The sequence below is a fragment of the Amycolatopsis sp. NPDC114504 genome (assembly GCF_055633595.1).
Genome location: NZ_JBVKDU010000003.1, coordinates 862,373 through 886,422, shown reverse-complemented (window position 1 = coordinate 886,422; position 24,050 = coordinate 862,373). Strand labels below are relative to the sequence as shown.

The following is a 24,050-nucleotide window of genomic DNA, read 5'->3' as shown; positions in this document are numbered from 1 at the left end:
CTCGGCTTCCAGCGTTGTCCCGGTGGCGTGGTCTGGTTGCGTGTCTGGTTGCGTCGTTCGGTGGTGCTTGTCTTGTGGCATCGTTGCGCGGTGCGGATCTTGCTCGTTGAAGATGAACGGCGGCTGGCCGAAGCCCTGCGGGCCGGGCTCGGGGCCGAGGGCTATGCCGTCGATGTCGCCCACAACGGGCGGGATGCTCTCTGGCTCGCCGGTGAGCACCCCTACTCCGCCATCATCCTCGACATCATGCTGCCCGGCCTGAACGGTTATCGCGTCTGCCGGCGGCTGCGGGACCAGGGCGACTCCACCCCCATCCTCATGCTCACCGCCAAAGACGGCGAGGACGACGAGATCGAGGCCCTCGACACCGGCGCGGACGACTTCCTGCCCAAGCCCTTCTCCTACGGCGTCCTGCTCTCGCGGCTGCGCGCCCTCATCCGGCGGGGCGGTGCCACCCGGCCGGGGGTCCTCAAACTGGGTGATCTCGAGCTCGACCAGGCCGGCCGGACCTGCCGGCGCGGCACCACCGACATCACCCTCACCGGCAAGGAGTTCGCCCTCCTCGCCTACCTCATGCAACGGCCGGGACAGGTCGTCACCAAAGCCGAGCTGCTCGACAACCTCTGGGACTTCGCCGCCTCCGCGACCGCCAACCTCGTCGAGGTCCACGTCAGCGCGCTGCGGCGCAAGATCGACGTCCCCTTCGGCGCCGAGACCATCCGGACGGTCCGCGGCGCCGGCTACCACGTGGTCGGCTCGGGTGCCTAGCTTCCTCCGCTCCACCCGGTTCCGCGTCGCCGTGACGGCCTTCGCCGCTTCGGCCGTCGCGCTCGGCGCCGTGTCGGTGTGGTTCGTGCTCCAGGCGGAGGGCCGCCTCCGGAACACCGCCGCCCAGCTGGCCGACGCCCACGCCGACGCCATCGTCCAGCTCCTGAACACCGGCGCCCGGCCCGCCGACCTGGCGCTGCTCGTGCGTGACTCGATATACGAGGTCAAGGACCAGGCCGGCAAGAGCGTCGCGTCGTGCCCGGTCCTGCGCGACGCCACCCTGGCCACCTCCGACACCGACGTCACGCTCGCGCCGTACGAGTTCGACCGCGCGAGCCAGGCGTCCGTCGGCTGCGGGCCCGAACTGCGCGACGTCGACGACTACCTCACCCTGCACGTCGTCCACGCCGACAGTGGCGACAGCAAGTACGACGTCTACGCCGGCGTCCAGATCGACCCCGAGGGCCAAGCCGCCGTCGACTCCGTCCGGACCGTGCTCACGGCCGGCGTCCCCGCGGTCGCGCTGCTCATCGGCGTCATCGCGTGGCTAGCCGTCCGCCGGTCGCTGCGCCCGGTCGAGGCCATCCGCGGCGAGGTCGCCGAGATCGGCGCGCACGACCTGAGCCGCCGCGTCCCGGCTCCGCGCACCGGCGACGAGATCGCGCGCCTCGCCGGGACGATGAACACCATGCTCGCGCGGCTCGACGAAGCCGTGACGCGGCAGAGCCGGTTCACCTCCGACGCGTCGCACGAGCTGCGCACCCCGCTCGCGTCGCTGCGGACGCAGCTCGAGGTCCTGCTGGCCCACCCCGACCGGCTCGACTGGCGGCACTCCTGCGAGAACGCGCTGCTCGACGTCACCCGCCTGCAGGACCTCGTCGCCGACCTGGTGCTGCTCGGCAAGCTCGACCACGCCGGGCCGGACCGCCTCGAACCCGTCCCACTGTCCGAAGTGGTCCAGACGGTCGCGGCCGGCCGGGCGGAGATCGAGATCCGCGGCGCGCCGGTCGTCCGCGGCCACCGGTCGCGGCTCGAACGGCTCCTGCGCAACCTCGTCGACAACGCCCGGCGGCACGCGGCGTCCCGGGTCGCCGTCGAGGTGTCCGCTGTGGACGGATGGGTGGTGCTGTCGGTCACCGACGACGGGCCCGGCATCCCCGAAGCGGACCGCGAGCGCGTCTTCGACCGTTTCGTCCGCCTCGACGACGCCCGCGCCCGCGACGACGGCGGATCCGGGCTGGGCCTGGCGATCGTCGCCGACATCGCCCGCGCCCACGGCGGCACGGCCGCGGTCGAAGGCGGCAGCCGGTTCGTCGTCCGGCTCCCGGAGCTGAAGACGTCTTAAGCCGGCTTCAGGCCGGGTTCAGCGTCGGCGGCCGACGCTGCGCGCATGATCAACTCTTGGCGGCCCCTCGACCACGCCGAATACCGGTCGTCGTCGTGGTTCCCGGGTCTGACCGGCGTGCGCGCGCTCGCCGCGCTGGCCGTCGTGTTCTTCCACTACGGCGGGCCGGTCGTCGACCGGCTGCAGGGCTGGATCGCCGTCCAGCTGTTCTTCGTGCTGTCGGGCTTTCTCATCACCACGCTGGCGCTGCGCGAAGAGGAGCGCACCGGCCGGATCTCGCTGCGCGACTTCTACGTCCGGCGCGTCTTCCGGATCATGCCGGTGTACTTCCTGCTGCTCGGGCTGACGGCGCTGGCCGTGACGCTCGCCGGGACCTACCAGAGCAGCCGGCTCGCCGACGCGATGCCGTACTACCTGACCTTCCTCAACGAAGTCGTCGACTTCAACACGCCGTACCCGACGTCGTGGTCGCTGGGCGTGGAGGAGAAGTTCTACCTCGTCTGGCCCGCGGTGCTCGTGCTGACGTCGTTCGCGAAGTCCGGGAAGACCGCGCTGCGCCTGATGATCGGCGCGGGCGCGGTGGGCGTCGTGCTGGGTGTGCTGCCGCTGGCGCCTTCGCAGCAGTGGGCGAGCCTGACGGTGCACTACGGCTCACTGGTCGTCGGCTGCCTGCTCGGGCTGGCCCTGCACCACCCGCGCGGGTTCGCCGTGCTGCGGCCGCTGACCAGCCCGGCCGCGGCGGTGCTGGTCGCGCTCGGGTTCTGCGTGCTGCAGCTGTCGGTCAAGCCGCTGGGGCAGGCGCTCGGCGGGAACTGGCAGTTCGTCGTCCCGATCTACGCGGTGGGCGCGGCACTGCTGCTCGTCGCGGTGGTCTCCGCGGGCCCGATACGGAGTCTGCTCGCGAGCCGTCCGCTGACCTACCTCGGTGACCGGTCCTACGCGCTCTACCTGTCCCAGACCGGCGCCGCGGGCGTGGCGGGACTCCTGCTGCCGACGGGCTTGCTCAAGGCTGCGGCGACGTCGGCTGTCGCGCTGCTCTTCGCCTGCGGCCTGCGACGGTGGGTGGAACTGCCCGCGATCGCGTTCGGCCGGCGGCTGGTGGCGAAAGGGGAGCGGGCCCCTGCCGGGGAACGACAGGAGCCCGCTCGGGTGAAATAGGGTCAGGCGAGAACCGTCTCCAGCGCCGTGTGCGGCAGGTCGTGAGCGACCGCGACCGGGCCGTTCGTCAGGGCGCCCGCGTGCGTGTTGAGGCCCTTCGCCAGCGCCGCGTCCGCCTGCAGCGCGGCCTTCCAGCCGTGCTCGGCCAGCTGGACGGCGTAAGGCAGCGTCACGTTCGTGAGCCCGTAGGTCGACGTCCGGGGCACCGCGCCCGGCATGTTCGCGACGCAGTAGAAGACCGACTCGTGGACGGTGTAGGTCGGGTCGTCGTGGGTGGTCGGGCGCGAGTCGGCGAAGCAGCCGCCCTGGTCGATCGCGATGTCGACGAGCACGCTGCCCGGCTTCATGCGGGACACGAGCTCGTTCGAGACGAGCTTCGGCGCCTTCGCGCCCGGGACGAGCACCGCGCCGATGACCAGGTCGGCCTGCAGCACGGACTCCTCGACCGACAGGCGGTTCGACGTCACCGTGCGGATGCGGCCGCCGAAGTCGTTGTCGATCTGGCGGAGGCGGTCGACGTTGGTGTCGAGGATCTCGACGTCCGAGCCGAGCCCCAGCGCGACGCGGGCGGCGTTGATGCCGGCCACGCCGCCGCCGATGACGACGACGCGCGCCGGGTGCACGCCCGGGATGCCGCCGGGCAGCACGCCGCGGCCGCCGCTGGGCTTCATCAGTGAGAACGCGCCGACCTGCGGGGCCAGCCGGCCCGCGACCTCGGACATCGGGGCGAGCAGCGGGAGCGCGCCGTTCGCGGTCTGCACGGTCTCGTACGCGATCGCGGTGGTGCCGGCGGCGAGCAGCGCGTCGGTCAGCGGCCGGTCGGCGGCGATGTGCAGGTAGGTGAAGAGGACCTTGTCGGCGCGCAGCCGGGGGTACTCCTCGGCGATCGGCTCCTTGACCTTGAGGACCAGCTCGCCCTCGGCCCAGGTCTCCTCGGCGGTGGCGAGGATCTTCGCGCCGGCGGCGACGTACTCGTCGTCGGAGATGGACGAGCCGATGCCCGCGCCGGTCTCGACGAAGACGTCGTGCCCGCGGCCGACCAGCTCGTGGACCCCGGCCGGGGTCAGCGCGACCCGGTACTCGTGCCTCTTGATTTCACGGGGAACAGCGATACGCACGGTCGGCCTCCTGGGTCGGTCTGCGTTCGGATTCGGTGCGGTGGTGCCACTCACGGTGAGCCACCCGGACGGCGGTGTCATCGTGCTGTGCGGACATTTCTTCGCCGTTATCGTGGTGCTACGCGGACAAGAACGTTGACTTCGACCGCGCTGGAGGTTGCAGCGTGCAGGCATGAGAGCTGTGTGGTTGCGGGAGTTCGGCGGGCCGGAAGCGCTGGAGCCGGGGGACGCGCCGGACCCGGTCCCCGGGCCCGGGCAGGTGCTGGTGGAGGTCGCGTTCGCGAACACCACGTTCGTCGAAACGCAGACGCGCGCCGGGACGGGACCGTTCCGTCCGGCGTTGCCGATCGTCCCCGGTAACGGCGTCGGCGGCGTCATCAGCGCGGTCGGCCCGGGCGCGGACCCGGGGTTCGCCGGGCAGCGGGTGGTGACGTCGACCGGCGGGTCCGGCGGGTACGCCCAGCGCGTCGCGGTGGACGCGGCGGCGGTGTTCGCGGTGCCGGACGCGCTGGCGCTCGACGCGGCGGTGGCGCTGCTCGCGGACGGCCGGACCGCGACGGGCCTGGTCCATGCGACCAGGGTGCGGCCCGGCGATCGAGTCCTGGTCGAGGCGGCGGCGGGCGGCGTCGGCGGCCTGCTGGTGCAGCTGGCGAAGGCGGCGGGAGCTTCGGTGGTCGGCGCGGCGGGCGGGCCGGCGAAGGTGGCCCACGTCCTGGGGGCGGACGACGTCGTCGACTACCTGGCCCCGGACTGGACGTCTTCGGCCGGCGAGGTCGACGTCGTCTTCGACGGCGTGGGCGGGGCGATCGGCACGGCGGCGTTCGGGCTGCTGCGTCCGGGCGGGCGGATGGCGGTGTACGGCCTGGCGGGCGGCTCGTGGGCGGAAGTGTCCGAGGAGGACGCCGCGGCGCGCGGAGTCTCCCTGGTCCGTTCGATCGGTAGTCCGGCGGAGCTGCGGGCGTTCACGGAGTCGGCGTTGTCCGAAGCCGCGGCCGGCCGCCTGGTGCCGGTGATCGGCCGGCGCTTCCCGCTGGAGAAGGCCGCGGACGCCCACGCGGCGATGGAGTCCCGGACCACGGTGGGAAAGACGCTCCTGGTCGCATGATCGACATCGACGAGTTCCTGGCCCGGCCGCTGACGGCCCGGGTGGCCACGGACGGACCGACCGTGCGGCCGACGTGGTACCTCTGGGAGGACGGCGCGTTCTGGATCCTCAGCGGCCCGTGGTCACGCCTGCCGTCGCGGGTTCGCGTACGGCCGGCGATCGCGCTCACCGTGGACATCTGCGAGCTGGACACCGGCGTGGTCCGGCAGGTCATCGCGAGCGGAGACGCGCAGGTGCGTCCGTTCGACGTCGCGCGTGGTCGCCGGAAGCTCGTCCGCTACCTCGGTTCCGACGAAGCGCGCTGGGATCCGAGGTTCCGCGCGTACCTGCACGACAACGCCGACACGGTGTGGGTGCGCTTGCGGCCGTCGCGGCTGGTCGCGAAGGACCTCGGCTACCGAGTGCTGTGAAGGGCACCCCCGAACGCGCCGGGGGTGCCCTTCACGGAAGAGGTCAGGCGCGGTAGGCCGACCAGGAGCTGTTCATCCGCGTGGCCTGGCCCGCGGTGAACTCGTACATGCAGCTGTCGTAGCTGTAGTCCATGAAGTTGTGGATCGGGTCGTTGCCCGCCGCCGAGCAGGTGTTCTTGCTCGCCGGGCAGCCGGACGTCGCCGTCGCTTCGGCCGGGGTGTCCGAGACGTAGTCGCCCGAACCGGAGCAGCCGCCCTGGAACGTGTGGTACAGCCCCATCCAGTGGCCGACCTCGTGGGTCGCCGTGTCGCCTTCGTTGTAGTTCGTCGCCGAGCGGCCCGGCAGGGACTCGTCGAGGATCACCACGCCGTCCAGCTTCGGCTGCGAGCTGTAGTTCGAGGGGAACGTCGCCCAGCCGAGCAGGTCGTCGCCGAGGTTGGCGGTGTAGATGTTGAGCGCGTTCTTGCCGCCCTTGCGCAGCGCGTTCTTCATGTTCCGCTCGGCGGACGTGCCGTCGGTGATGCCGTTGTACCAGGTGGAGTTGTTCGTGTAGTCGGTGCTCGTCAGCGTGAAGCTGAAGCCGCTGGAGGCGTACGCGCTGTTGAGCACGGAGATCTGCTTGGTGATGGCCGACGCCGGCAGGTTGCCGGTCGAGCCGCTGGTGATCACGTGGAAGTAGACCGGGATCGACACCGCCGCCGGCGCCTTCAGCGTGGTGCGCTTGCCGGCGAGCTTGCTCTGCAGGTCCGCGTCCATGCGGGCCGCTTCGGCGGGCGACAGGTTGTCGGTGTGGCCGTCCTTGCCGCGGTCGGCCGCGTGCGCGGGGGTGAAGCAGTCGCCGGCCGGCGCCGCGACGGCGCTCCCGGCGGTGGTGCCCGGGACGACCAGCGCGACCAGGGAGAGTGCGGACACCGCACCCAGCTTGACGGCCCTGCGAACCCGCTCGGAACTGCTCATGGACACTCCTCTGCGACGACCCGGCTACCCCGGGTGCTGCGAAGAAGGTGCGTCAGGCGATCACCGGAATCCACCATCTTTCGGCTGGAAAAGACAATCGGAACGATCGGCGCGATCCATGCGGAGTAACGCATAGGTCGTGGAATGGGCCGAACGGCGCAGTCAGCTCCAGCGCAGCGCGACCAGCTGGGTGATGAGGGCCAGCCGGACGTCGGGGTCGTCGAGGTCCAGCGGCACCAGTTCCAGGAGCTTGCGCATCCGGTACCGCAGGGTGTTCGGGTGGATCCGCAGCTCGCGCGCCGCCGCGCGCGGGTCGCCGGGATGCCGCAGCCACTCGTAGAGCGTCTCGACGTAGCCGGCCTTGCCCGTCTCGTCGTGCGCGCGCAGGAGCCCCAGCGGGCCGAGCTCCGCGACCTTCGCCCCGGCCGCCGCCGTCGCGCCGCGGTGCAGCGTCAACGCCGTCCAGGCCTCGTCGAAGGTGATCACGCGCTCGTCGATGATCTCCGCGCGCAGCAGGCCGAGGGCTTCGTCGGCCTGGAGGCGGGACGCCGAGAGGTCACCGATCTCGCCGGGCGCGCCTGCCGCGGCGCGCGGAGCACCGCTGCGACGAGACGGCCCCGTCACGACGAGAGCGTCCCGGAGCTCCGCCCAGCCGCCGGGGCCCGGCCGGTCCGGGACCACGGCGTAGAGCAGCCCGCCCAGCTCGGTCGCCACCGGACGGCGTCCGATGCCCTGGGAGATCCGCTCGAGCAGGGCGAGCCGCAGGCCCTCGGCGTCGCGGCCGTCGCCGCCGGTGACCTCGATGACGACCACGCGGTGCGGCTCGTCGGACAGGTCCAGCTCGGCCATCGCCTTGCGCGGGTTCGCGCGGCCTTCGAGCACCCCGCGCAGCAGCTCGGCCGACGCGCGGCGCTGCGCGTCGGTGTGCGCGCGACGGCGCAGCAGGTGCAGCGCGACGACCGGGGCGGCGTCGGCGAAGGCGGCCGCGCGCTCGTCGGACACCGGCCCGGCGACGACCGCCCACATCGACCCGAGCAGCTCGCCGCCCATCCGGATCGGCACGATCAGCCGCGGCAGCGTGCCGTCGCGCTGGGCCGGGACGAAGATCGTCTGCCGGCCGCGCGACAGCTCGCGGAACACCCCGCGCGAGCGGAACCGCGCGAGGACGTCGTCGGGGATGCGGCGGCCCATGATCGTGGCGACGCGCGCGGGGTCGGTGAGGTCCTGGCGCGCGGAGTAGGCGAGCACGCGCGAGTTGGTGTCCTCGATGGTCACCGGGGCGTTCACGACGGAGGCGACGGCGTCGGCCAGCCGGAAGAGGTCGCCGGAGCCGGGGTCGAGGTCCTCGGACTCGTCCGCGAGAGCGTCGAGGACGGTCCGCAGCAGCCACACGAGCTGGGCCCACGACGTCGCGGCGTGCACCTGGACGAGCGCGACCCCGCTGGCCTTCGCGGCGCGCTTGACCGCGGCGGCCACGGGCGGTTTCAGCAGGACGGCGGCGGCGCCCTGTTCGGCACTCCGTTTCACCAGCTCGGCGGCGTCGTCGGCCCCGGAGGTGGCGACGCCGAGCACGAGATCCCCGGCGGCGACGGTCCCGCCGGGTTCGGCGATGACGACGTCGGCGACGGCGGGCGAGTCGTCGGGCACCTGGAGCGCGTGGAGCAGCGTCGGCCCCACCCGGTCGACCACGCTGCGCACCGAGACCACGAGGTCATTCTGGCCGAGAAACCGGTGGACGGCTCGGTAGGGTCGGATGGGTGAGCGACGCGCGGCGGATCGTCGAATCCGGCTACGACAACTCGGCGGAGCGGTACCTCGAGTGGAGCACGCGGATCGCCGACGACCCGCGGCTGCGCTTCCTGGCCGAGCTGACCGACCGGCTCGCCGACGGCGCCGAGGTGCTCGACCTCGGCTGCGGCGCGGGCGTCCCCTGCACGGCAGTGCTCGCCGAGCGGCACGACGTCCTCGGCGTCGACGTCTCCGCGGCGCAGCTCGACCTCGCGCGGCGCAACGTCCCCGGGGCGCGGTTCGAGAAGGCGGACATGGCCGCGGTGTCCTTTCCGGACGGCAGTTTCGACGCCGTGACGGCGTTCTACTCGGTGCTGCACGTCCCGCGCGAGGAGCAGGGCGCGCTCTTCGGCCGGATCGCGAGCTGGCTGCGGCCCGGCGGCTGGTTCCTCGCCGCCCTGGGCTGCAGCGAAGCGAACGGCGTCGAGGACGACTGGCTCGGCACGCCCATGTTCTTCAGCAGCCACGCCCCGGCGGAGAACCGGCGGCTCCTCGAAGCCGCCGGTTTCACGCTGGTCGTCGACGAGCCGGTGACCATGCACGAGCCGGAAGGGGCGGCGACCTTCCACTGGGTGCTCGGCCGCCGCTAGCGCGACAGCACCGCGTCCAGCACCTGCCGCAGCTCGCCCGCCGGGTCCTCGACCGGCTCCTTCGCGCGCCACGCCACGATGCCGTCCGGACGCACGAGCGACGCGCCACTCCGCGAAAGGCCGTACCGCGGGGCGATGTCGTCGAGCGTGTGGCAGGCGATGCCCGCTTCGGAAGCCGCGGGTTCCCAGCGCGACCCGTCACCCGCGCAGAGCAGCACCCACGAGCGCCCCAGCAGGTCCACAGTGGACGCCAGACCCGGGGCCCGGAAGCCGGGACGGCCGGTCGGCGCGTGGATGTCCTCGACCCGCGCGCCGTCGTCCAGCTCCTCCGAGAGCACGGCGGACGAGCGATACCGGAACCCGAGGATGGCGTTCAGCATGTCCTCCGGCTCGGTGATCCCCGAGACGTCGAGATCGGGGTGCATCCGCTGCTTCATGTTGTGCAGCGAGGTGTCGATGATCATCCGCGCGATCGGCCGCCGCTCGGCTTCGTAGGTGTCGAGCAGCGCCGGGCCCGCTTCGCCGCGCAGCACCGCGGCGAGCTTCCACGCGATGTCCGCGGCGTCGCCGACCGCCGTGTTGCCGCCCTGGCCGCCGGTCGGCGGGGTCACCTTCGCCGCGTCGCCGGCCAGGAAGACCCGGCCCTCGCGGAACCGGTCGGCCAGCCGCGCGGCGATCTCCCACGACCCCGTCCAGACGATCTCCGGCTCCAGGTCCGGCAGGTCGGTGGCCGCGCGGATCATCGAGACCAGCCGGTCGTGGGGGAAGTCCGCCGGGGACTCGCCGCGAGAAGGGAAGTAGTCCGGCGCGAAGACGTACCGGTTCGGCACGTCGGTGTTGACCAGCCCGGCGGTGAAGTCCGGGTGCTGCAGGTAGAAGAGATCCGTCACGCCGGGCTGGACGCGGTCGCCGAGGTCGGCGTCGAACACGACGCCGAGGCAGTGGCTCAGCGCGTCCATCCCCGTCGTCCCGATGCCCAGCCGGGCGCGGATGCCGCTGCGCCCGCCGTCGGCGGCGACGACGTAGTCCGCGCGCACCTCCGTCTCCTCGCCCGAGTCGCGGTGCCGCAGCGTCGCGGTGACGCCGTCGTCGTCCTGCGTCAGCTCGACCAGTTCGGTGCGGAACCGGACGCGCGCCCCGGCCTTCTCGGCGTGCGCGAGCAGGATCGGCTCGACGACGTCCTGCCCGGCCATGCCGGCGGGCATCGTCGTCGAGGCCGAGATGTCGAACTCGCTGCCGTCCTCCATCAGCCGGTGCAGGACGCGGCCGGCCAGGCTGGTCGCGACGGTGATCCGCAGCCCCTGTGACGCCCGCGGGCTCACTTCCAGCACTTCGCGGTCGATTCCTGCCCAGTGGAACAGCTCCATCGTGCGCCAGTTCTGCCCGGCGGCCCGTGAGTGGACCGACGTTCCGGCGTGCCGTTCGACCGTCAGGACGTCCACTCCTTCCCGCGCCAGGAACAGCGACGCCGACAGTCCGCCCAGCCCGGCCCCCACGACCAGCACCTGAACCCGCTCCGACATGATTTCCTCCCAGTCCATGAATCTCTCTGTAAAAGTATCTTAGTCAGAGAGAGATCTGGAGCGCAAGCGGCGTAGGCTCCCAGGACGTGGGAACGGTTGGGTACTCCGTTCGGCCGAAGTAGCGTCAGGCTGAACGAACCCCTTGAGCCGCAAGGAGAAACCGATGAGCGCGGACGACACCTCGGCGTGGTCCTTCGAGACCAGGCAGATCCACGCGGGCGCCGCGCCGGATCCGGCCACCGGCGCGCGGGCGACGCCGATCTACCAGACGACGTCGTACGTCTTCCGCGACAGCCAGCACGGCGCCGACCTGTTCAGCCTCGCCGAGCCCGGCAACATCTACACGCGGATCATGAACCCGACGCAGGATGTGCTGGAGCAGCGCGTCGCGTCGCTCGAAGGGGGCGTCGCGGCGCTGGCGTTCGCGTCCGGCTCGGCCGCGACCACGGCGGCGATCCTCAACCTCGTGGGCGCGGGCGACCACTTCGTGTCCAGCCAGTCGCTCTACGGCGGCACCTACAACCTCTTCCACTACACGCTGCCGAAGCTCGGCATCGAGGTCACGTTCATCGACGACCAGGACGACCTCGAGCAGTGGCGCGCCGCCGTCCGGCCGAACACGAAGTTCTTCTTCGCCGAGACGCTCGCCAACCCGGGCAGCAACGTCCTCGACATCCGCGCCGTCGCCGACGTCGCGCACGAGGCCGGCGTCCCGCTGCTGGTCGACAACACCATCCCGACGCCGTACCTCGTACGCCCGATCGAGCACGGCGCCGACGTCGTGATCCACTCCGCCACCAAGTACCTCGGCGGCCACGGCACGACGATCGCCGGCGTCCTGGTCGACGGCGGCACGTTCGACTTCGGCAAGGACCCGGCGAAGTTCCCGGGCTTCACCGAGCCCGACCCGAGCTACCACGGCCTGAAGTACTGGGAGGCGCTCGGCCCCGGCGCGTTCGCGGCGAAGGCGCGCGTCCAGCTCCTGCGCGACACGGGCGCGGCGATCGCCCCGCTGAACAGCTTCCTGATCCTGCAGGGCATCGAGACGCTGTCGCTGCGCATCGAGCGGCACGTGCAGAACGCGCAGGCGCTCGCCGAGTGGCTCGAGCAGCGGGACGAGGTCGAGAAGGTGTACTACGCCGGACTGCCGTCGAGCCCCTTCTACGAGGCCGGGCAGAAGTACCTGCCGCGCGGCGCGGGCGCGGTCCTGTCGTTCGACCTGCGCGGCGGCGTCGAAGCGGGCCGGAAGTTCGTCGACGGCACCGAGCTGCACAGCCAGCTGGTGAACCTCGGCGACGTCCGCAGCCTGATCGTGCACCCGGCGTCGACCACGCACAGCCAGCTCTCGGCCGAGGAGCAGCTCGCCAGCGGCGTGACGCCGGGCCTGGTCCGGATCGCCGTCGGGCTGGAAGGGATCGAGGACCTCAAGGCCGACCTGGAGGCCGGATTCCGGGCGGCGAAGGCGGAACTGTGACGGCTGGTTCCGTCACCGGCGCCTGGCGGATCGGTGATCCGCCGGGCCGCCGGAAGTTCGTCACCGGCCCCGGCGCGCTCGCGCTGGAGGCCGGTGGCGTGCTGCCTTCGTTAACGCTCGCTTACGAGACGTGGGGGACGCTGAACTCCGACGCGTCCAACGCCATCCTCGTCGAGCACGCGCTGACCGGAGACAGCCACGCGGCCGGGCCGCCGGTCCCGGGGCACCCCAGCGCGGGCTGGTGGGACGGGCTGATCGGGCCGGGAAAGGCCCTGGACACCGACGAGTACTTCGTCGTGGTCCCGAACGTCCTCGGCGGCTGCCAGGGATCCACCGGGCCGTCGTCACCCGATCCGGACGGGACGCCGTGGGGCAGCCGGTTCCCGGTCGTGACGGTGCGGGACCAGGTGGCCTCGGAGGCGATCCTGGCCGATCACCTGGGCATCGAGCGCTGGGCGGGCGTCGTCGGCGGGTCCATGGGCGGGATGCGCGCGCTGGAGTGGGCGGTGACGCTGCCTTCGCGGGTGGCGTCGGTGCTCGTGCTGGCTTCGACCGCGCGGGCGTCGGCCGAGCAGATCGCCTGGGCCGCGCCGCAGCTGCACGCGATCCGCAGCGACCCGTTCTTCCACGGCGGTGACTACTACTCCGCGCCGGAAGGACCCCGGGCCGGACTCGGCATCGCGCGGCGGATCGCGCACGTCACCTACCGCAGCGAGCCGGAGCTGGCCCAGCGGTTCGGCCGCGCGTACCAGGGTGACGAGGACCCGTTGCGGGGCGGCCGGTTCGCCGTCGAGTCCTATTTGGACCACCACGCCGGCAAGCTGGCGGGGCGGTTCGACGCGAACAGCTACCTGGTGCTGACGGAGTCGATGAACACCCACGACGTCGGCCGTGACCGCGGCGGCGTCGCGGCGGCTTTGGGCCGGGTGACCGCCCGCGCGGTGATCGGCGGGGTGGACAGCGACCGGCTCTACCCGCTGTACCAGTCGGCGGAAATCGCGGCGGGGATCCCGGGGACGTCGGAGCCGTCGGTGGTTTCCTCGCCGTACGGCCACGACTCGTTCCTCATCGAGACCGATCAGATCGCCGCCCTGGCGAAGGCGCTTCTGGGCTAGTCACGCGCTCTCCCAGGCGTACCAGGGTGTCCGCGACCCGGCGCGACGCGTCGGCGGCGTAGTCCCCGAGCCGTTCCGCGGCGCGGTCGGACAGCTTCGCGACCCGCCACGCGACGTCGTCCGCGCGGTCGCCCGCTTCGTCGCCCACGGTGGCGATCCGGTCGGCGAGCCGGCCGGTGCCGGCGGCGAGCAGATCCTTGAGTGCCATGACTTCCCTCCGCCTAGAGCATTCCGGCGCGGCGCCACAGCCGCGCGCTCGGGCCGCCGATCAGGTCGTTCTCCTTCAGGAACCGGACGAGCTTCCGGGCGCCGAAGGAGAGCGTCTCCCGCCGGTGCGCGCTGGTCCGCGCGGCTTCGACCGCGACGCCGGGGTCGATCCCCGCGCGCAGGTATTGCCGCGGCCGGGACAGCAGCCGCGACATCAGCAATGCGCCGACGGCGACGACGATCCGCGCGAACTCCTTGCGCCACCAAGGCGCGTGCGCCAGCTCGCGGACGAGGTCGTCGCGCGCGTACCGCACGTGGCGCGCCTCTTCCGTGACGTGGATCCGCATCACCGCGCGGACGACCGGCTGCACCGACTCGTCGTCGAGGTGCTCGCGCTGCAGCGCGTCGAAGATCTCCTCGCCGATCAGCGTCGCCACCCACATCGCCGGGCCGTGGAGGATCGACGGCAGGGCCTGCGCGGACAGCTGCAGCCAGCGGTTGTTGCGGTAGGGGCGTCCGTCGACGCGCTCGATCAGCCGCGCGAACATCGTGGAGTGCCGGCACTCGTCGGCGACCTCGGTCAGCGCGTAGTGCACGTGACGGGTCGTCGGGTCCTGGCGGTAGGACGCGCGCAGCAGCATCTGCATGAGGATCAGCTCGAACCAGATCCCGACGCTGACGGTGTTCACGAGCTCCTGGCGCGAAAGCTCGATCCGCTGTTCGCGGCTCAGCGTGTCCCACAGCGGGGTGCCGTAGAGGGAGACCAGCTTTTCGGGGATGAAGAACTGGTCTTCGTTGAGCGGCGCGGCCCAGTGGACGTCGACGTCCGGGTCGTAGGAGAGCCGGGCGCTCGACTTCAGCAGCCGTTCCGCCGTGGCTTCGCGATCACCCACGCGCACCTCCCTGTGTCGTGTAACACTAGAACGCATGAAACATTTTCCGTCAAGTTGTAAAGGCGCCTAGGGTTGCAGCCATGCGCGACCTCCTGAAGCACGCGCTCGAAGCCGAGCTGCCCGGCGACGAGACCGCGGAGCGGATCATGGGCGCGGCGCTGACCCAGGCCGAGGACTTCGGGCTGCGCCGGTTCACCGTCGACGACGTCGCGCGCCGCGTCGGCCTCTCGCGGGTGACGATCTACCGCTACTTCCCCAAGAAGGACCAGCTGCTCAACGCGCTGGTCCTGCGCGAGATGAAGCGGTTCCTGACCAAGGTCGACGCCGTCGTCGAGGCGCAGGCGACCCCGGAGGAGAAGCTCATCGAGGGGTTGAGCTTCTCCCTGGGGTACCTGCGCGGGCACCGGCTGCTCAACCGGCTGCTGCGCACCGAGCCGGAGCTGATCCTCCCGCAGCTGACGGTGCAGGCGGGCGGCCTGTTCGCGGCGGCCCGCACCCGGATCGCGGCGCACTTCCACGCGGAGATCGCGGCGGGCCGGCTCAGCCTGCCCGCCGAGGACGTCGACGGCATGGCGGAGCTGCTGATCCGGATCGTGGTGTCGCTGGTGCTGACCCAGGAGACGGTCCTGCCGGTCGACGACGACGTCCAGCGGCGCCGGCTGGCCGAGCTGTACCTGGCGCCGATCGTCCGCTCGCTGCGTCCGGCTTAGTTTGTAGCGCGCTAGTCCGACACGGCTTCCGAGATCCAGGGCGCCACCGGCAGGTCGCGGTCCAGGCACTCGACCGACAGCCGGATCGTCCACCGCAACGCCTGCAGCACCAGGCTGTCCACCTCGTCGGGCGCGGCGTTCGCCAGGGCGATCTCGACCTGCTCCTGCGCCGCTTCCGTGTTGCCGTGGACCTCCGCCAGCAGTGTCCGGACGGCGGTCCGCACCGGTGGGTCGGCCTGGTCGATCGAGACCTCTTCGCCGTCTTCGTCGAAGACCTGGACCTTGACCGGGGCGCTGCCGCCGTCGCCGAGGGTGGAGACCATCGCGCTGCATTCGCCGAACAGCAGCAGCATCAACGCTTTCGTCTCGTCCGCGCGGGCCTGCGGTTCGGCGGCCGTCGGCGCGACCTCGACGAGGGCTTCGGCGTCGTCACCGAGGCTCAGCGCCGTCAGTGCGCGCTGTGCCTTCTCGACGAGCTCCTGCTCGTTCCAGTCCGCATCCACGTGCCCCATCAAACACCAGCGACGCCGATCGTGGGGATACCTTGATCCGGGTCGGTCATCCGGCCGCGCGGAGCGCACCCAGCGCGAGCCGGGAGAGCAGTTCGGCGAGGTCTCCGTCACTGAGATGGCGGTTGTACGGGGTCGAGTTGATCAATCCGAACACGGCGTGTGCCGCCGACCGCGCCTGTCGTTCTCCCAGCTCCGGCATGGCTTCACGGATCGCGCTGACCCACACTTCGACGTACTGCCGCTGCAGCGCGCGCACCTGCTTGCGGTCGGCGTCGGTGAGGTTCGCGAGGTTGCGCTCCTGAACGGTGATCAGCGCCGGGTGCGCGAGCGCGAAGCCGACGTGGAACGCCACCAGCCCGGCCAGCGTGTCGTCCGGCGAGCCGGGCCTGGCCGCCCACGTCGTGCCGCCGTCGAGCAGGTAGCGGCTGATCGAGTTCAGCATCTCGCCGAGGATCGCGTCCTTGCTGCGGAAGTGCCGGTAGAGCGCGGGCCCGGAGATGCCGACGGCGGCGCCGATGTCGTCGATCCCGACACCGTGGAACCCGTGGTGGGCGAACAGCTCGGCGGCCGCGGACAGGATCTGTTCGCGTCTGTTCGCCTTCTCGCCGTTCACGAGCGGAGTGGGGTTGACCGGCATCCGGCCATATTAGGGCCGCAGGTTAGCGAGCGCTAACACCCAGCGGTGCGGGCCTCGCTTCCGGGCTGCGTGAGCAGGCCGGCGAGCGTCAACATCGGATGGCGCCGGCCTCGCCCGGAGGCGTCCGGCACGCGAACGAATCCCGAGGTTAGCGAGCGCTAACACTGTTCCCGTCTTCCGGCGTGGGCCGAGTGGGTTACTTACAGGTAACTAGGGGTTCCTCGTGGGCCTTCCACATGCTGTGCTTTTGGGGTCGGTTCTGTCACAAAGGAGTGGCCCATGGGGGTTCCGATCCGTCTGTCGCGACGTTTCCTGCTGAGGTTGAGCACGGCTCTCGGGGCCGTCGTCCTGTCCACTCTCGGCGTCACGGGCCTCGCCCACGCCGCCGGGACCGTCTACGCCGCGCTCGGCGATTCCTACTCCTCGGGAGTCGGCGCCGGCAGCTACGGCAGTTCCGGGAGCTGCTACCGCAGTTCCAACGCCTACGGTCAGCTCTGGGCCAACGCCCACAGCGGCACGTCCTTCACCTTCCTGGCCTGCTCCGGCGCCAAAACCGGGGACGTCATCAGCCAGGCCAACTCCATCCCCTCCAACGCGACCCTGGTCACGGTCACCGTGGGCGGCAACGACGCCGGCTTCAGCGACGTGATCCAGACCTGCACCCTCGGCAGCGACGCGACCTGCACCGCCCGCGTCAACACCGCGAAGACCTACGTCAACAACACCCTGCCCGCGTTGCTGACGAACACCTACAACGCGATCAAGGCCAAGGCTCCGGGTGCCAAGCTCGTCGTCCTGTCCTACCCGCGCTTCTACACCGTCCCCGGCTCCTGCTGGGTCGGGCTGAGTGACACCAAGCGGACCGCGATCAACTCCGGCGCGGACACCCTCGCGTCGGTGATCCAGTCCCGGGCGGCGTCGGCGGGCGCGACGTTCGTCGACGTCCGGCCGTCGTTCGTCGGGCACAACATCTGCTCGTCGGCCGACGACTACCTGCACAGCCTGACCTGGCCGGTGATCGAGTCCTACCACCCGACCGTGGCCGGGCAGTCGGGCGGCTACTACGCCCCGCTGCGGGGCGCGATCGGCTGACCTTCCTCCCGCGGAAGCCCGTGAAGGCCCCTGGCCGGCCCGAGAAGCCGGTAGGGGGCCTTCATGGCATTCCGGCGACTGGACACTCACGTTAGCGGTCGCTAACATCGAAGCTGAGGTTAACGACCGCTAACGTCGAGGGAGCCCATGGACACGCCGGCACTGGGGACTTCGGCTGCCCCGGACAGCGAGGCCTACGCCCGCAACGTCACATCCCACGCGGAGCTGGTCGAGGACCTCCGCAAACGTTTGTCGAGCGCCCGCCTCGGCGGGCCCGAGAAGTCGCGCACCCGGCACGTCGAACGCGGCAAGCTGCTGCCGCGCGACCGCGTCGACACGCTGCTCGACCCGGGTTCGCCGTTCCTGGAACTGTCCCCGCTGGCCGCGAACGGACTGTACGACGACGAGGCGCCGTCCGCCGGGATCATCACCGGGATCGGGCGCGTCTCCGGCCGCGAATGCGTGGTCGTCGCGAACGACGCCACCGTCAAGGGCGGCACGTACTACCCGATGACGGTCAAGAAGCACCTGCGCGCCCAGGAGGTCGCGCTGCACAACAACCTGCCGTGCGTCTACCTGGTGGACTCCGGCGGCGCGTTCCTGCCGAAGCAGGACGACGTCTTCCCAGATCGTGAACACTTCGGCCGGATCTTCTACAACCAGGCGACGATGTCCGCGCGCGGCATCCCGCAGATCGCCGCGGTGCTCGGCTCGTGCACCGCGGGCGGCGCGTACGTCCCGGCGATGAGCGACGAGGCCGTGATCGTCCGGAACCAGGGCACGATCTTCCTCGGCGGCCCGCCGCTGGTGAAGGCCGCGACCGGCGAGGTCGTCACGGCGGAGGAGCTCGGCGGCGGCGACGTCCACTCGCGGCAGTCCGGGGTCACCGACCACTTGGCCGACGACGACGCGCACGCGCTGCGGATCGTCCGCTCGATCGTCTCGACGCTCGGGCCGCGCACCCCACGACCGTGGGATGTCCTCCCGACCGAGGCCCCTGCCGTCGACCCCGCGGAGCTGTACGGCGTTGTCCCGACCGACCCGCGCACCCCTTACGACGTGCGGGAGGTGATCGCGCGCATCGTCGATGGCAGCCGCTTCGGCGAGTTCAAGAAGGAGTACGGCTCCACGCTGGTCACCGGCTTCGCCCGGATCCACGGCCACCCGGTGGGCATCGTCGCGAACAACGGCGTGCTGTTCGCCGAGTCCGCGATGAAGGGCGCGCACTTCATCGAGCTGTGCGACAAGCGCTCGATCCCGCTGCTGTTCCTGCAGAACATCACCGGCTTCATGGTCGGGCGCGCGTACGAGGCCGGCGGCATCGCGAAGCACGGCGCGAAGATGGTCACCGCGGTGGCCTGCGCGCGCGTGCCGAAGTTAACCGTCGTTATCGGGGGCTCGTTCGGCGCCGGCAACTACTCGATGTGCGGCCGGGCGTACTCGCCGCGCTTCCTCTGGATGTGGCCGAACGCGCGGATCTCCGTGATGGGCGGCGAGCAGGCGGCGTCGGTGCTCTCGACGGTCCGTCGCGACTCGATCGAAGCGCGCGGCGGTGAATGGTCCGCCGAGGACGAAGAAGCCTTCAAGGACCCGATCCGCGAGCAGTACGAGGCGCAGGGCAGCCCGTACTACTCGACGGCGCGGCTGTGGGACGACGGCGTGATCGACCCGGCGGACACCCGCACGGTGCTCGGCCTCGCGCTTTCGACCGCGGCCAACGCGCCCCTGTCCGATGTCAACTACGGCGTCTTCCGGATGTGATGATGTTCGACTCAGTGTTGGTCGCCAACCGCGGCGAGATCGCCGTCCGGGTCATCCGCACGCTGCGGGCGCTCGGCATCCGCGCGGTCGCGGTGTACAGCGACGCCGACGCCGACGCGCGGCACGTCCGGGAGGCGCACACCGCGGTCCGGATCGGTCCGGCGGAGGCCGCGAAGAGCTACCTCTCCATTCCGGCCATCGTGGACGCCGCCGTGTCTTCGGGCGCGCAGGCCGTGCACCCGGGTTACGGCTTCCTGGCGGAGAACGCCGAGTTCGCGCGGGCCTGCGAGGCGGCCGGGCTGGTGTTCATCGGCCCGCCGGTCGCGGCGATCGACGCCATGGGCGACAAGATCCGCGCCAAGGCGACGGTGTCCGCGGCGGGCGTCCCGGTCGTGCCCGGTGCGTCCGATGTGGACATCCCGGCCGGCGGGTTCGCCGAGGCGGCCGCGAAGGTCGGCTACCCGCTGCTGCTCAAGCCGTCCGCCGGCGGTGGCGGCAAGGGCATGCGGCTGGTCCGCGAAGAGTCCGAACTGGACGCGGCCATCGAGTCCGCGCGGCGCGAGGCCAAGGGTTCCTTCGGTGACGACACCCTGCTGATGGAGCGGTTCGTCACGACGCCGCGGCACATCGAGATCCAGGTCATGGCCGACCAGCACGGCAACGTCATCCACCTCGGCGAGCGCGAGTGCAGCCTGCAGCGGCGGCACCAGAAGATCATCGAGGAAGCGCCGTCGGTGCTGCTGGACGAGGCCACGCGCGCGAAGATGGGCACCGCGGCGGCCGAGGCCGCGCGCTCGGTCGGGTACGTCGGTGCGGGCACGGTCGAGTTCATCATGTCGGCGCACGACCCGGACGAGTTCTTCTTCATGGAGATGAACACCCGGCTGCAGGTCGAGCACCCCGTCACCGAGCTGGTCACCGGCCTCGACCTGGTCGAGTGGCAGGTCCGGGTGGCCGCGGGCGAACACCTGACCGTCGCGCAGGAAGACGTCGTCCTCAATGGACACGCGGTCGAGGCGCGCGTGTACGCCGAAGACCCGGCGCGCGGGTTCATCCCGACGGGCGGGACGGTGCTGGCGGTGCACGAGCCGGCCGGTGACGGCGTCCGCGTCGACTCGTGGATGACGCGCGGCGCGGTGATCGGCTCGAACTACGACCCGATGCTGGCCAAGGTCATCGCCTGGGGCCCGGACCGCGCGTCCGCCCTGCACCGGCTGGACATGGCGCTGGCCGACACCGCACTGCTGGGCGTCGGCACCAACACGGCGTTCCTGCGCGGGCTGCTGGCCGACGAGGACGTCCGGGCCGGCCGGCTCGACACCGAGCTGGTCGACCGCCGGCTGTCCACTTTGGTCTCTTCGGACGTGCCCGAGGAGTTCTTCGTCGCGGCCGCCGTGGACCGGTTGCTGGAGCTGCAGCCGTCGGGGTCCGTCGTGGACCCGTGGGACGTGCCGGACGGCTGGCGCATGGGCGGGTCCGGCGGGGTCACCTTCCGCTTGAAGTCCGGCCAGGCCAAGGCCGTGGTCCGGGTGCAGGGCACGCCCGCTTCCGCCGTCGTCCAGGTCGACGACGGCGAGCCCGTCGAGGTTTCGGCCCGGCGCGACGGTGACGTCCTGGAGATCCGCCACGCCGGCGGGTTCGACCGGTACCGCCAGGCCTGCGGTCCGGATCGGACGGTCTGGCTCGCCCGGGACGGACTGAGCTTTCCCTTCGGTGAGCAGGAGTTCGTCCTGTCTTCGCGCGGCGAGGCCGCCGGGGCCGGGCCGATCACCAGCCCGATGCCGGGCACGGTGCTCGTCGTCAAGGTCGCCGCGGGAGACGTCGTGAAGGCCGGGACGCCGTTGCTGGTCGTCGAAGCGATGAAGATGGAGCACACGGTCACCGCGCCGATCGACGGCGTGGTCAGCGAGCTCCCCGTCCGGGCCGGCCAACAGGTCGCGCTGGACGAAACCCTTGCCGTAGTCACGCCCCAAGAGGAGCAGCAGTGATCGACTTCCGCCTGGACGAGGAGTACGAGGCCCTCCGCAAGACCGTGGAGGACTTCGCGCACGCCGAGGTCGCGCCGGTCATCGGCGAGCTGTACGAGAAGGAGGAGTTCCCGTACGCGATCGTCGCCAAGATGGGGGAGATGGGCCTGTTCGGCCTGCCCTTCCCCGAGGAGTTCGGCGGCATGGGCGGCGACTACTTCGCGCTGTGCCTGGCCTTGGAAGAGCTCGCGCGGGTCGACTCGTCGGTGGCGATCACCCTGGAGGCCGGGGTTTCGCTCGGCGCGATGCCGATCTTCCGCTTCGGAACGCAGGAGCAGAAGGAGAAGTGGCTGCCGTCGCTGTGCGAGGGCACGGCACTGGGCGGCTTCGGCCTGACCGAGCCGGGCGGCGGCTCGGACGCGGGTGCGACCCGCACGCGGGCCACTTTGGACGGTGAAGACTGGGTCGTCAACGGCAGCAAGGCGTTCATCACGAACTCGGGCACGGACATCACGCGCCTGGTCACGGTCACGGCCGTGACGGACGTGATGGAGAACGGCCGCAAGGAGATCTCGGCGATCCTCATCCCGTCCGGCACGCCGGGCTTCGAGGTGGCGCCGAAGTACTCCAAGGTCGGCTGGAACTGCTCGGACACGCACGAGCTGTCCTTTTCGGACGTCCGCGTCCCGGCGGAGAACCTGGTCGGCACGCGCGGCCGCGGGTACGCCCAGTTCCTGTCCATTTTGGACGAAGGCCGCGTCGCGATCGCCGCCCTGTCGGTGGGTCTGGCGCAGGGCTGCGTCGACGAGTGCCTGCAGTATGTGAAGGACCGCGTCGCGTTCGGCAAGCGGATCGGGGAGTACCAGGCGATCCAGTTCAAGATCGCCGACATGGAGGTCCGCACGCACACCGCGCGCCTGGCGTACTACCAGGCGGCGTCGAAGATGCTGCGCGGCGAGCCGTTCAAGAAGGAGGCGTCGATCGCGAAGCTGGTGGCGTCCAACGCGGCCATGGACAACGCGCGCGACGCGACGCAGATCTTCGGCGGCTACGGCTTCATGAACGAGTACCCGGTGAGCCGCTTCTACCGCGACGCCAAGATCCTGGAGATCGGCGAGGGCACGAGTGAGGTCCAGAAGATGCTGATCTCGCGCCACCTCGGCGTCGCCTGACGTCGCAAGTCGCCTGACGTTGCGAAAGGGGCACCTCCCGCGGGAGGTGCCCTTTTCGGCTACTGCGGCTGTTGCTGCTTCTTGTCCTCTTCGGCCCAGGCGGCCTCCGCCTGCATCTGGATGTCGGTGAGGCCGCGGTCGACCTGCACGATGTCCTTGCCCGCCCAGCCCACGAAGTTCTTCGAGCTCTTGGCGTCGGACAGCGACTTCAGCATCGGGTAGTAGTCCGGGGCCTTGGCCTTCAGCCAGTCGTCGACGAACTTCATCTTCTTGTAGCTGTCGCCGAACTTGGTCTTCAGCCAGTCCTCGTGCTTCTTGATCGTCGAGACGTCGTGGTCGCTCAGGTGCGACTTCGGCGGCGTCGGCTTGGGCGGCTCCGGCGGCTTCGGCAGCGGCCGCGAGAAGTTCGGCGTGGTGCCGTCGCCGGGGTGGGCGCTGGGCGTCGCGCCACCGGTCGGCGGCGGGCCGTCGTGGGTGACCGCCGTGCCCGGCGGGGGCAGTGGCCGCGAGAAGTTGGGGGTCGTGCCGTCGCCCGGAGGACGCGTGCTGGGCGTGGCGCCGCCGGTCGTGGGCGGGCCGTTGTGGGTGATCGCGGTACCCGGCGGCGGCATCGGCGTCATCTCGTGCCCCGCGCTCGAGGAGGAGCCCGGCTTCCCCTTGACCAGCTTCGACAGCCCGGTGAGCCGGGCCAGCGTGCGGCCGGCGTAGGAGACGACCTTGGCGAGCTTCGCCATCATCGCCGCGACCTGCACCGAGACGGTCGCGACGCACTTGGTCACCCCGACGGCGATCGACGCGCCGAAGGTGGGGATGGCCAGCGCGAGCGCGATCAGCATCGTCGAAATGATGTCGCCGAGGATCGTCGTGATGATGTCGCGCAGCAGCGAGCGGACCGCGCCGATCAGGGCGCCGGTGGTCTCGACCATGTAGCCGGCGACGTCGGCCGCCTTGGCGTTCGCGTCGATCCAGCCCTTCCGGTCGTTGATCGACTTGAGGAAGCTGTCGTAGCCCTTGCCCTGCCACTGGGTGATCGTGGCCTTGAGCGTGTCGTCCAGCGACGTGCCGGTGTTGCGCAGCGACTCGCCGATCTTGTGCAGCTCGTTGGCGACCTTCGTGACCTCCGCGGGGTTGCCCGCGACCTGGTCCAGTGGCCACTTCAGGAACGAGACGTGCTCGATCAGCCAGCCCAGGCCCGCCGCGATCAGCTTCGCGAGGGGGTCCATGGCGAACGCGACGGTGTCGAGCACGGCGCTGATGACGTTGATGCCGAGCTCGACGCTGACGGCCGCGAGGTCGCCGCCGTGCTCGGTCTGGACCTTGCCGATCGAGTCGCCGACCTGCTTCCAGCTGTCGAAGACGCCGGCGCCGGTCGTGGAGTTCGATGCCGTGATGGGAACGGTCACTTGCCCAGCTCCGTCTCGAAAGTGCTCAAACCCTGGGCGGTGTTCGAGTCGTGGGTCGCGTACGTCTCGGCGGCCTTCTTGAGGTCGTCGGCGGACTTGCCGATGTCACCGACGAGCTTGGTGATCTCCCCGGTGATCACGCCCATCGTGATCCGCGAGGGCACGGCGAGCACCTGCGCGAGCAGGATGCCGAACGCGGCGTTGTCGAACCCGTTCGCCGCCTGCATCCGGTTCGCGGCGTCCTGCACCGCCGGTTGCGTGGTGCCGGACAGGAACTGGCTGAACTTCTGCAGCTCGGCCGGGTCGACCGTGAAACCTTCTCCGGAAACCACCGGTTCTCCTCC

Annotated in this window: 23 protein-coding genes; 13 read left to right on the top strand and 10 right to left on the bottom strand. The window is 71.0% G+C overall.

From position 1 onward, the window contains the following. Positions 1–90 precede the first annotated feature (90 nt). The 3 genes from ACZ7PG_RS25610 to ACZ7PG_RS25600 are packed head-to-tail and all read left to right on the top strand — an operon-like array spanning position 91 to position 3,271. Positions 91–768, top strand: a complete 678-nt coding sequence (locus ACZ7PG_RS25610) for a response regulator transcription factor (RefSeq protein ID WP_470241607.1) — start codon at positions 91–93, stop codon at positions 766–768. Continuing rightward, on the top strand, positions 761–2,113 hold the full coding sequence (locus ACZ7PG_RS25605; protein ID WP_470241606.1) for a sensor histidine kinase: 1,353 nt from the start codon (positions 761–763) through the stop codon (positions 2,111–2,113). Before ACZ7PG_RS25610 ends, ACZ7PG_RS25605 begins: the two co-directional genes overlap by 8 nt. Before the next feature lie 45 nt (positions 2,114–2,158). Beyond that, on the top strand, positions 2,159–3,271 hold the full coding sequence (locus tag ACZ7PG_RS25600; RefSeq protein ID WP_470241605.1) for an acyltransferase family protein: 1,113 nt from the start codon (positions 2,159–2,161) through the stop codon (positions 3,269–3,271). Positions 3,272–3,273: 2 nt separating this feature from the next. Here ACZ7PG_RS25600 and ald read toward each other — a convergent pair whose 3' ends face one another. Next, entirely contained in the window at positions 3,274–4,389 is a 1,116-nt protein-coding gene (gene ald / locus ACZ7PG_RS25595; protein ID WP_470241604.1) for an alanine dehydrogenase, read from the bottom strand. Between the two features lie 172 nt (positions 4,390–4,561). On the opposite strand from ald, the gene ACZ7PG_RS25590 reads away from it, so the two are divergent. Both ACZ7PG_RS25590 and ACZ7PG_RS25585 read left to right on the top strand, forming a co-directional pair. Further along, positions 4,562–5,494, top strand: a complete 933-nt coding sequence (locus ACZ7PG_RS25590) for a zinc-binding dehydrogenase (RefSeq protein WP_470241603.1) — start codon at positions 4,562–4,564, stop codon at positions 5,492–5,494. Beyond that, positions 5,491–5,904: a pyridoxamine 5'-phosphate oxidase family protein gene (locus ACZ7PG_RS25585; protein WP_470241602.1), complete on the top strand. Its 414-nt coding sequence runs from the start codon at positions 5,491–5,493 to the stop codon at positions 5,902–5,904. The genes ACZ7PG_RS25590 and ACZ7PG_RS25585 overlap by 4 nt, the downstream gene beginning before the upstream one ends. 43 nt (positions 5,905–5,947) lie before the next feature. Here ACZ7PG_RS25585 and ACZ7PG_RS25580 read toward each other — a convergent pair whose 3' ends face one another. Further along, a complete protein-coding gene (locus tag ACZ7PG_RS25580) occupies positions 5,948–6,862 on the bottom strand; it encodes a zinc metalloprotease (protein ID WP_470241601.1) in 915 nt (304 codons plus the stop codon). Positions 6,863–7,024: 162 nt separating this feature from the next. After that, a complete protein-coding gene (locus ACZ7PG_RS25575; protein ID WP_470241600.1) occupies positions 7,025–8,569 on the bottom strand; it encodes a PucR family transcriptional regulator in 1,545 nt (514 codons plus the stop codon). Positions 8,570–8,619: 50 nt separating this feature from the next. On the opposite strand from ACZ7PG_RS25575, the gene ACZ7PG_RS25570 reads away from it, so the two are divergent. Further along, positions 8,620–9,240 (top strand): class I SAM-dependent methyltransferase, encoded by a 621-nt coding sequence (locus tag ACZ7PG_RS25570; RefSeq protein WP_470241599.1) that lies wholly within the window; start codon positions 8,620–8,622, stop codon positions 9,238–9,240. Here the strand turns inward: ACZ7PG_RS25570 and rdmE are convergent. Beyond that, complete coding sequence (gene rdmE, locus ACZ7PG_RS25565; RefSeq protein WP_470241598.1) at positions 9,237–10,781, bottom strand: aklavinone 12-hydroxylase RdmE; 1,545 nt, start codon at positions 10,779–10,781, stop codon at positions 9,237–9,239. The two genes, ACZ7PG_RS25570 and rdmE, sit on opposite strands and share 4 nt — an antisense overlap. Positions 10,782–10,926: 145 nt before the next feature. Here rdmE and ACZ7PG_RS25560 point away from each other — a divergent pair, with 145 nt between their 5' ends. Both ACZ7PG_RS25560 and metX read left to right on the top strand, forming a co-directional pair. Continuing rightward, positions 10,927–12,237, top strand: coding sequence for a bifunctional o-acetylhomoserine/o-acetylserine sulfhydrylase (locus ACZ7PG_RS25560; RefSeq protein WP_470241597.1), 1,311 nt, complete (start codon positions 10,927–10,929; stop codon positions 12,235–12,237). Beyond that, positions 12,234–13,352 carry a homoserine O-acetyltransferase MetX gene (gene metX, locus ACZ7PG_RS25555; protein ID WP_470241596.1) on the top strand — a complete coding sequence of 373 codons (1,119 nt, stop codon included), beginning with the start codon at positions 12,234–12,236 and terminating at the stop codon, positions 13,350–13,352. The genes ACZ7PG_RS25560 and metX overlap by 4 nt, the downstream gene beginning before the upstream one ends. Here metX and ACZ7PG_RS25550 read toward each other — a convergent pair. Together ACZ7PG_RS25550 and ACZ7PG_RS25545 are read right to left on the bottom strand one after the other, a co-directional pair. Further along, entirely contained in the window at positions 13,303–13,560 is a 258-nt protein-coding gene (locus ACZ7PG_RS25550; RefSeq protein WP_470241595.1) for a hypothetical protein, read from the bottom strand. The two genes, metX and ACZ7PG_RS25550, sit on opposite strands and share 50 nt — an antisense overlap. A gap of 13 nt (positions 13,561–13,573) precedes the next feature. Continuing rightward, positions 13,574–14,452 (bottom strand): AurF N-oxygenase family protein, encoded by an 879-nt coding sequence (locus ACZ7PG_RS25545; protein WP_470241594.1) that lies wholly within the window; start codon positions 14,450–14,452, stop codon positions 13,574–13,576. An 80-nt stretch (positions 14,453–14,532) separates the two neighbouring features. Between ACZ7PG_RS25545 and ACZ7PG_RS25540 the strand changes: the two genes are divergently transcribed. Further along, on the top strand, positions 14,533–15,162 hold the full coding sequence (locus tag ACZ7PG_RS25540) for a TetR/AcrR family transcriptional regulator (protein ID WP_155541160.1): 630 nt from the start codon (positions 14,533–14,535) through the stop codon (positions 15,160–15,162). Positions 15,163–15,173: 11 nt separating this feature from the next. Here ACZ7PG_RS25540 and ACZ7PG_RS25535 read toward each other — a convergent pair whose 3' ends face one another. Next, positions 15,174–15,674 carry a hypothetical protein gene (locus ACZ7PG_RS25535; RefSeq protein WP_155541161.1) on the bottom strand — a complete coding sequence of 167 codons (501 nt, stop codon included), beginning with the start codon at positions 15,672–15,674 and terminating at the stop codon, positions 15,174–15,176. A 46-nt stretch (positions 15,675–15,720) separates the two neighbouring features. After that, entirely contained in the window at positions 15,721–16,311 is a 591-nt protein-coding gene (locus ACZ7PG_RS25530; RefSeq protein WP_470241593.1) for an SACE_7040 family transcriptional regulator, read from the bottom strand. A gap of 321 nt (positions 16,312–16,632) precedes the next feature. Between ACZ7PG_RS25530 and ACZ7PG_RS25525 the strand changes: the two genes are divergently transcribed. From ACZ7PG_RS25525 to ACZ7PG_RS25510, 4 genes are all read left to right on the top strand, one after another. Beyond that, entirely contained in the window at positions 16,633–17,403 is a 771-nt protein-coding gene (locus tag ACZ7PG_RS25525) for an SGNH/GDSL hydrolase family protein (protein WP_470242408.1), read from the top strand. 147 nt (positions 17,404–17,550) lie between these two features. Next, entirely contained in the window at positions 17,551–19,164 is a 1,614-nt protein-coding gene (locus ACZ7PG_RS25520; protein ID WP_470241592.1) for a carboxyl transferase domain-containing protein, read from the top strand. Positions 19,165–19,166: 2 nt separating this feature from the next. After that, the gene (locus tag ACZ7PG_RS25515; protein WP_470241591.1) at positions 19,167–21,152 is read left to right on the top strand and encodes an acetyl/propionyl/methylcrotonyl-CoA carboxylase subunit alpha; all 1,986 of its coding nucleotides are present in this window, start codon (positions 19,167–19,169) and stop codon (positions 21,150–21,152) included. Further along, positions 21,149–22,303: an acyl-CoA dehydrogenase family protein gene (locus ACZ7PG_RS25510; RefSeq protein ID WP_470241590.1), complete on the top strand. Its 1,155-nt coding sequence runs from the start codon at positions 21,149–21,151 to the stop codon at positions 22,301–22,303. The genes ACZ7PG_RS25515 and ACZ7PG_RS25510 overlap by 4 nt, the downstream gene beginning before the upstream one ends. A gap of 59 nt (positions 22,304–22,362) precedes the next feature. On the opposite strand, the gene ACZ7PG_RS25505 is transcribed toward ACZ7PG_RS25510, so the two are convergent. Further along, on the bottom strand, positions 22,363–23,706 hold the full coding sequence (locus ACZ7PG_RS25505) for a hypothetical protein (RefSeq protein WP_470241589.1): 1,344 nt from the start codon (positions 23,704–23,706) through the stop codon (positions 22,363–22,365). Further along, positions 23,703–24,038, bottom strand: coding sequence for a hypothetical protein (locus ACZ7PG_RS25500; RefSeq protein WP_470241588.1), 336 nt, complete (start codon positions 24,036–24,038; stop codon positions 23,703–23,705). Before ACZ7PG_RS25500 ends, ACZ7PG_RS25505 begins: the two co-directional genes overlap by 4 nt. Positions 24,039–24,050: the final 12 nt, after the last annotated feature.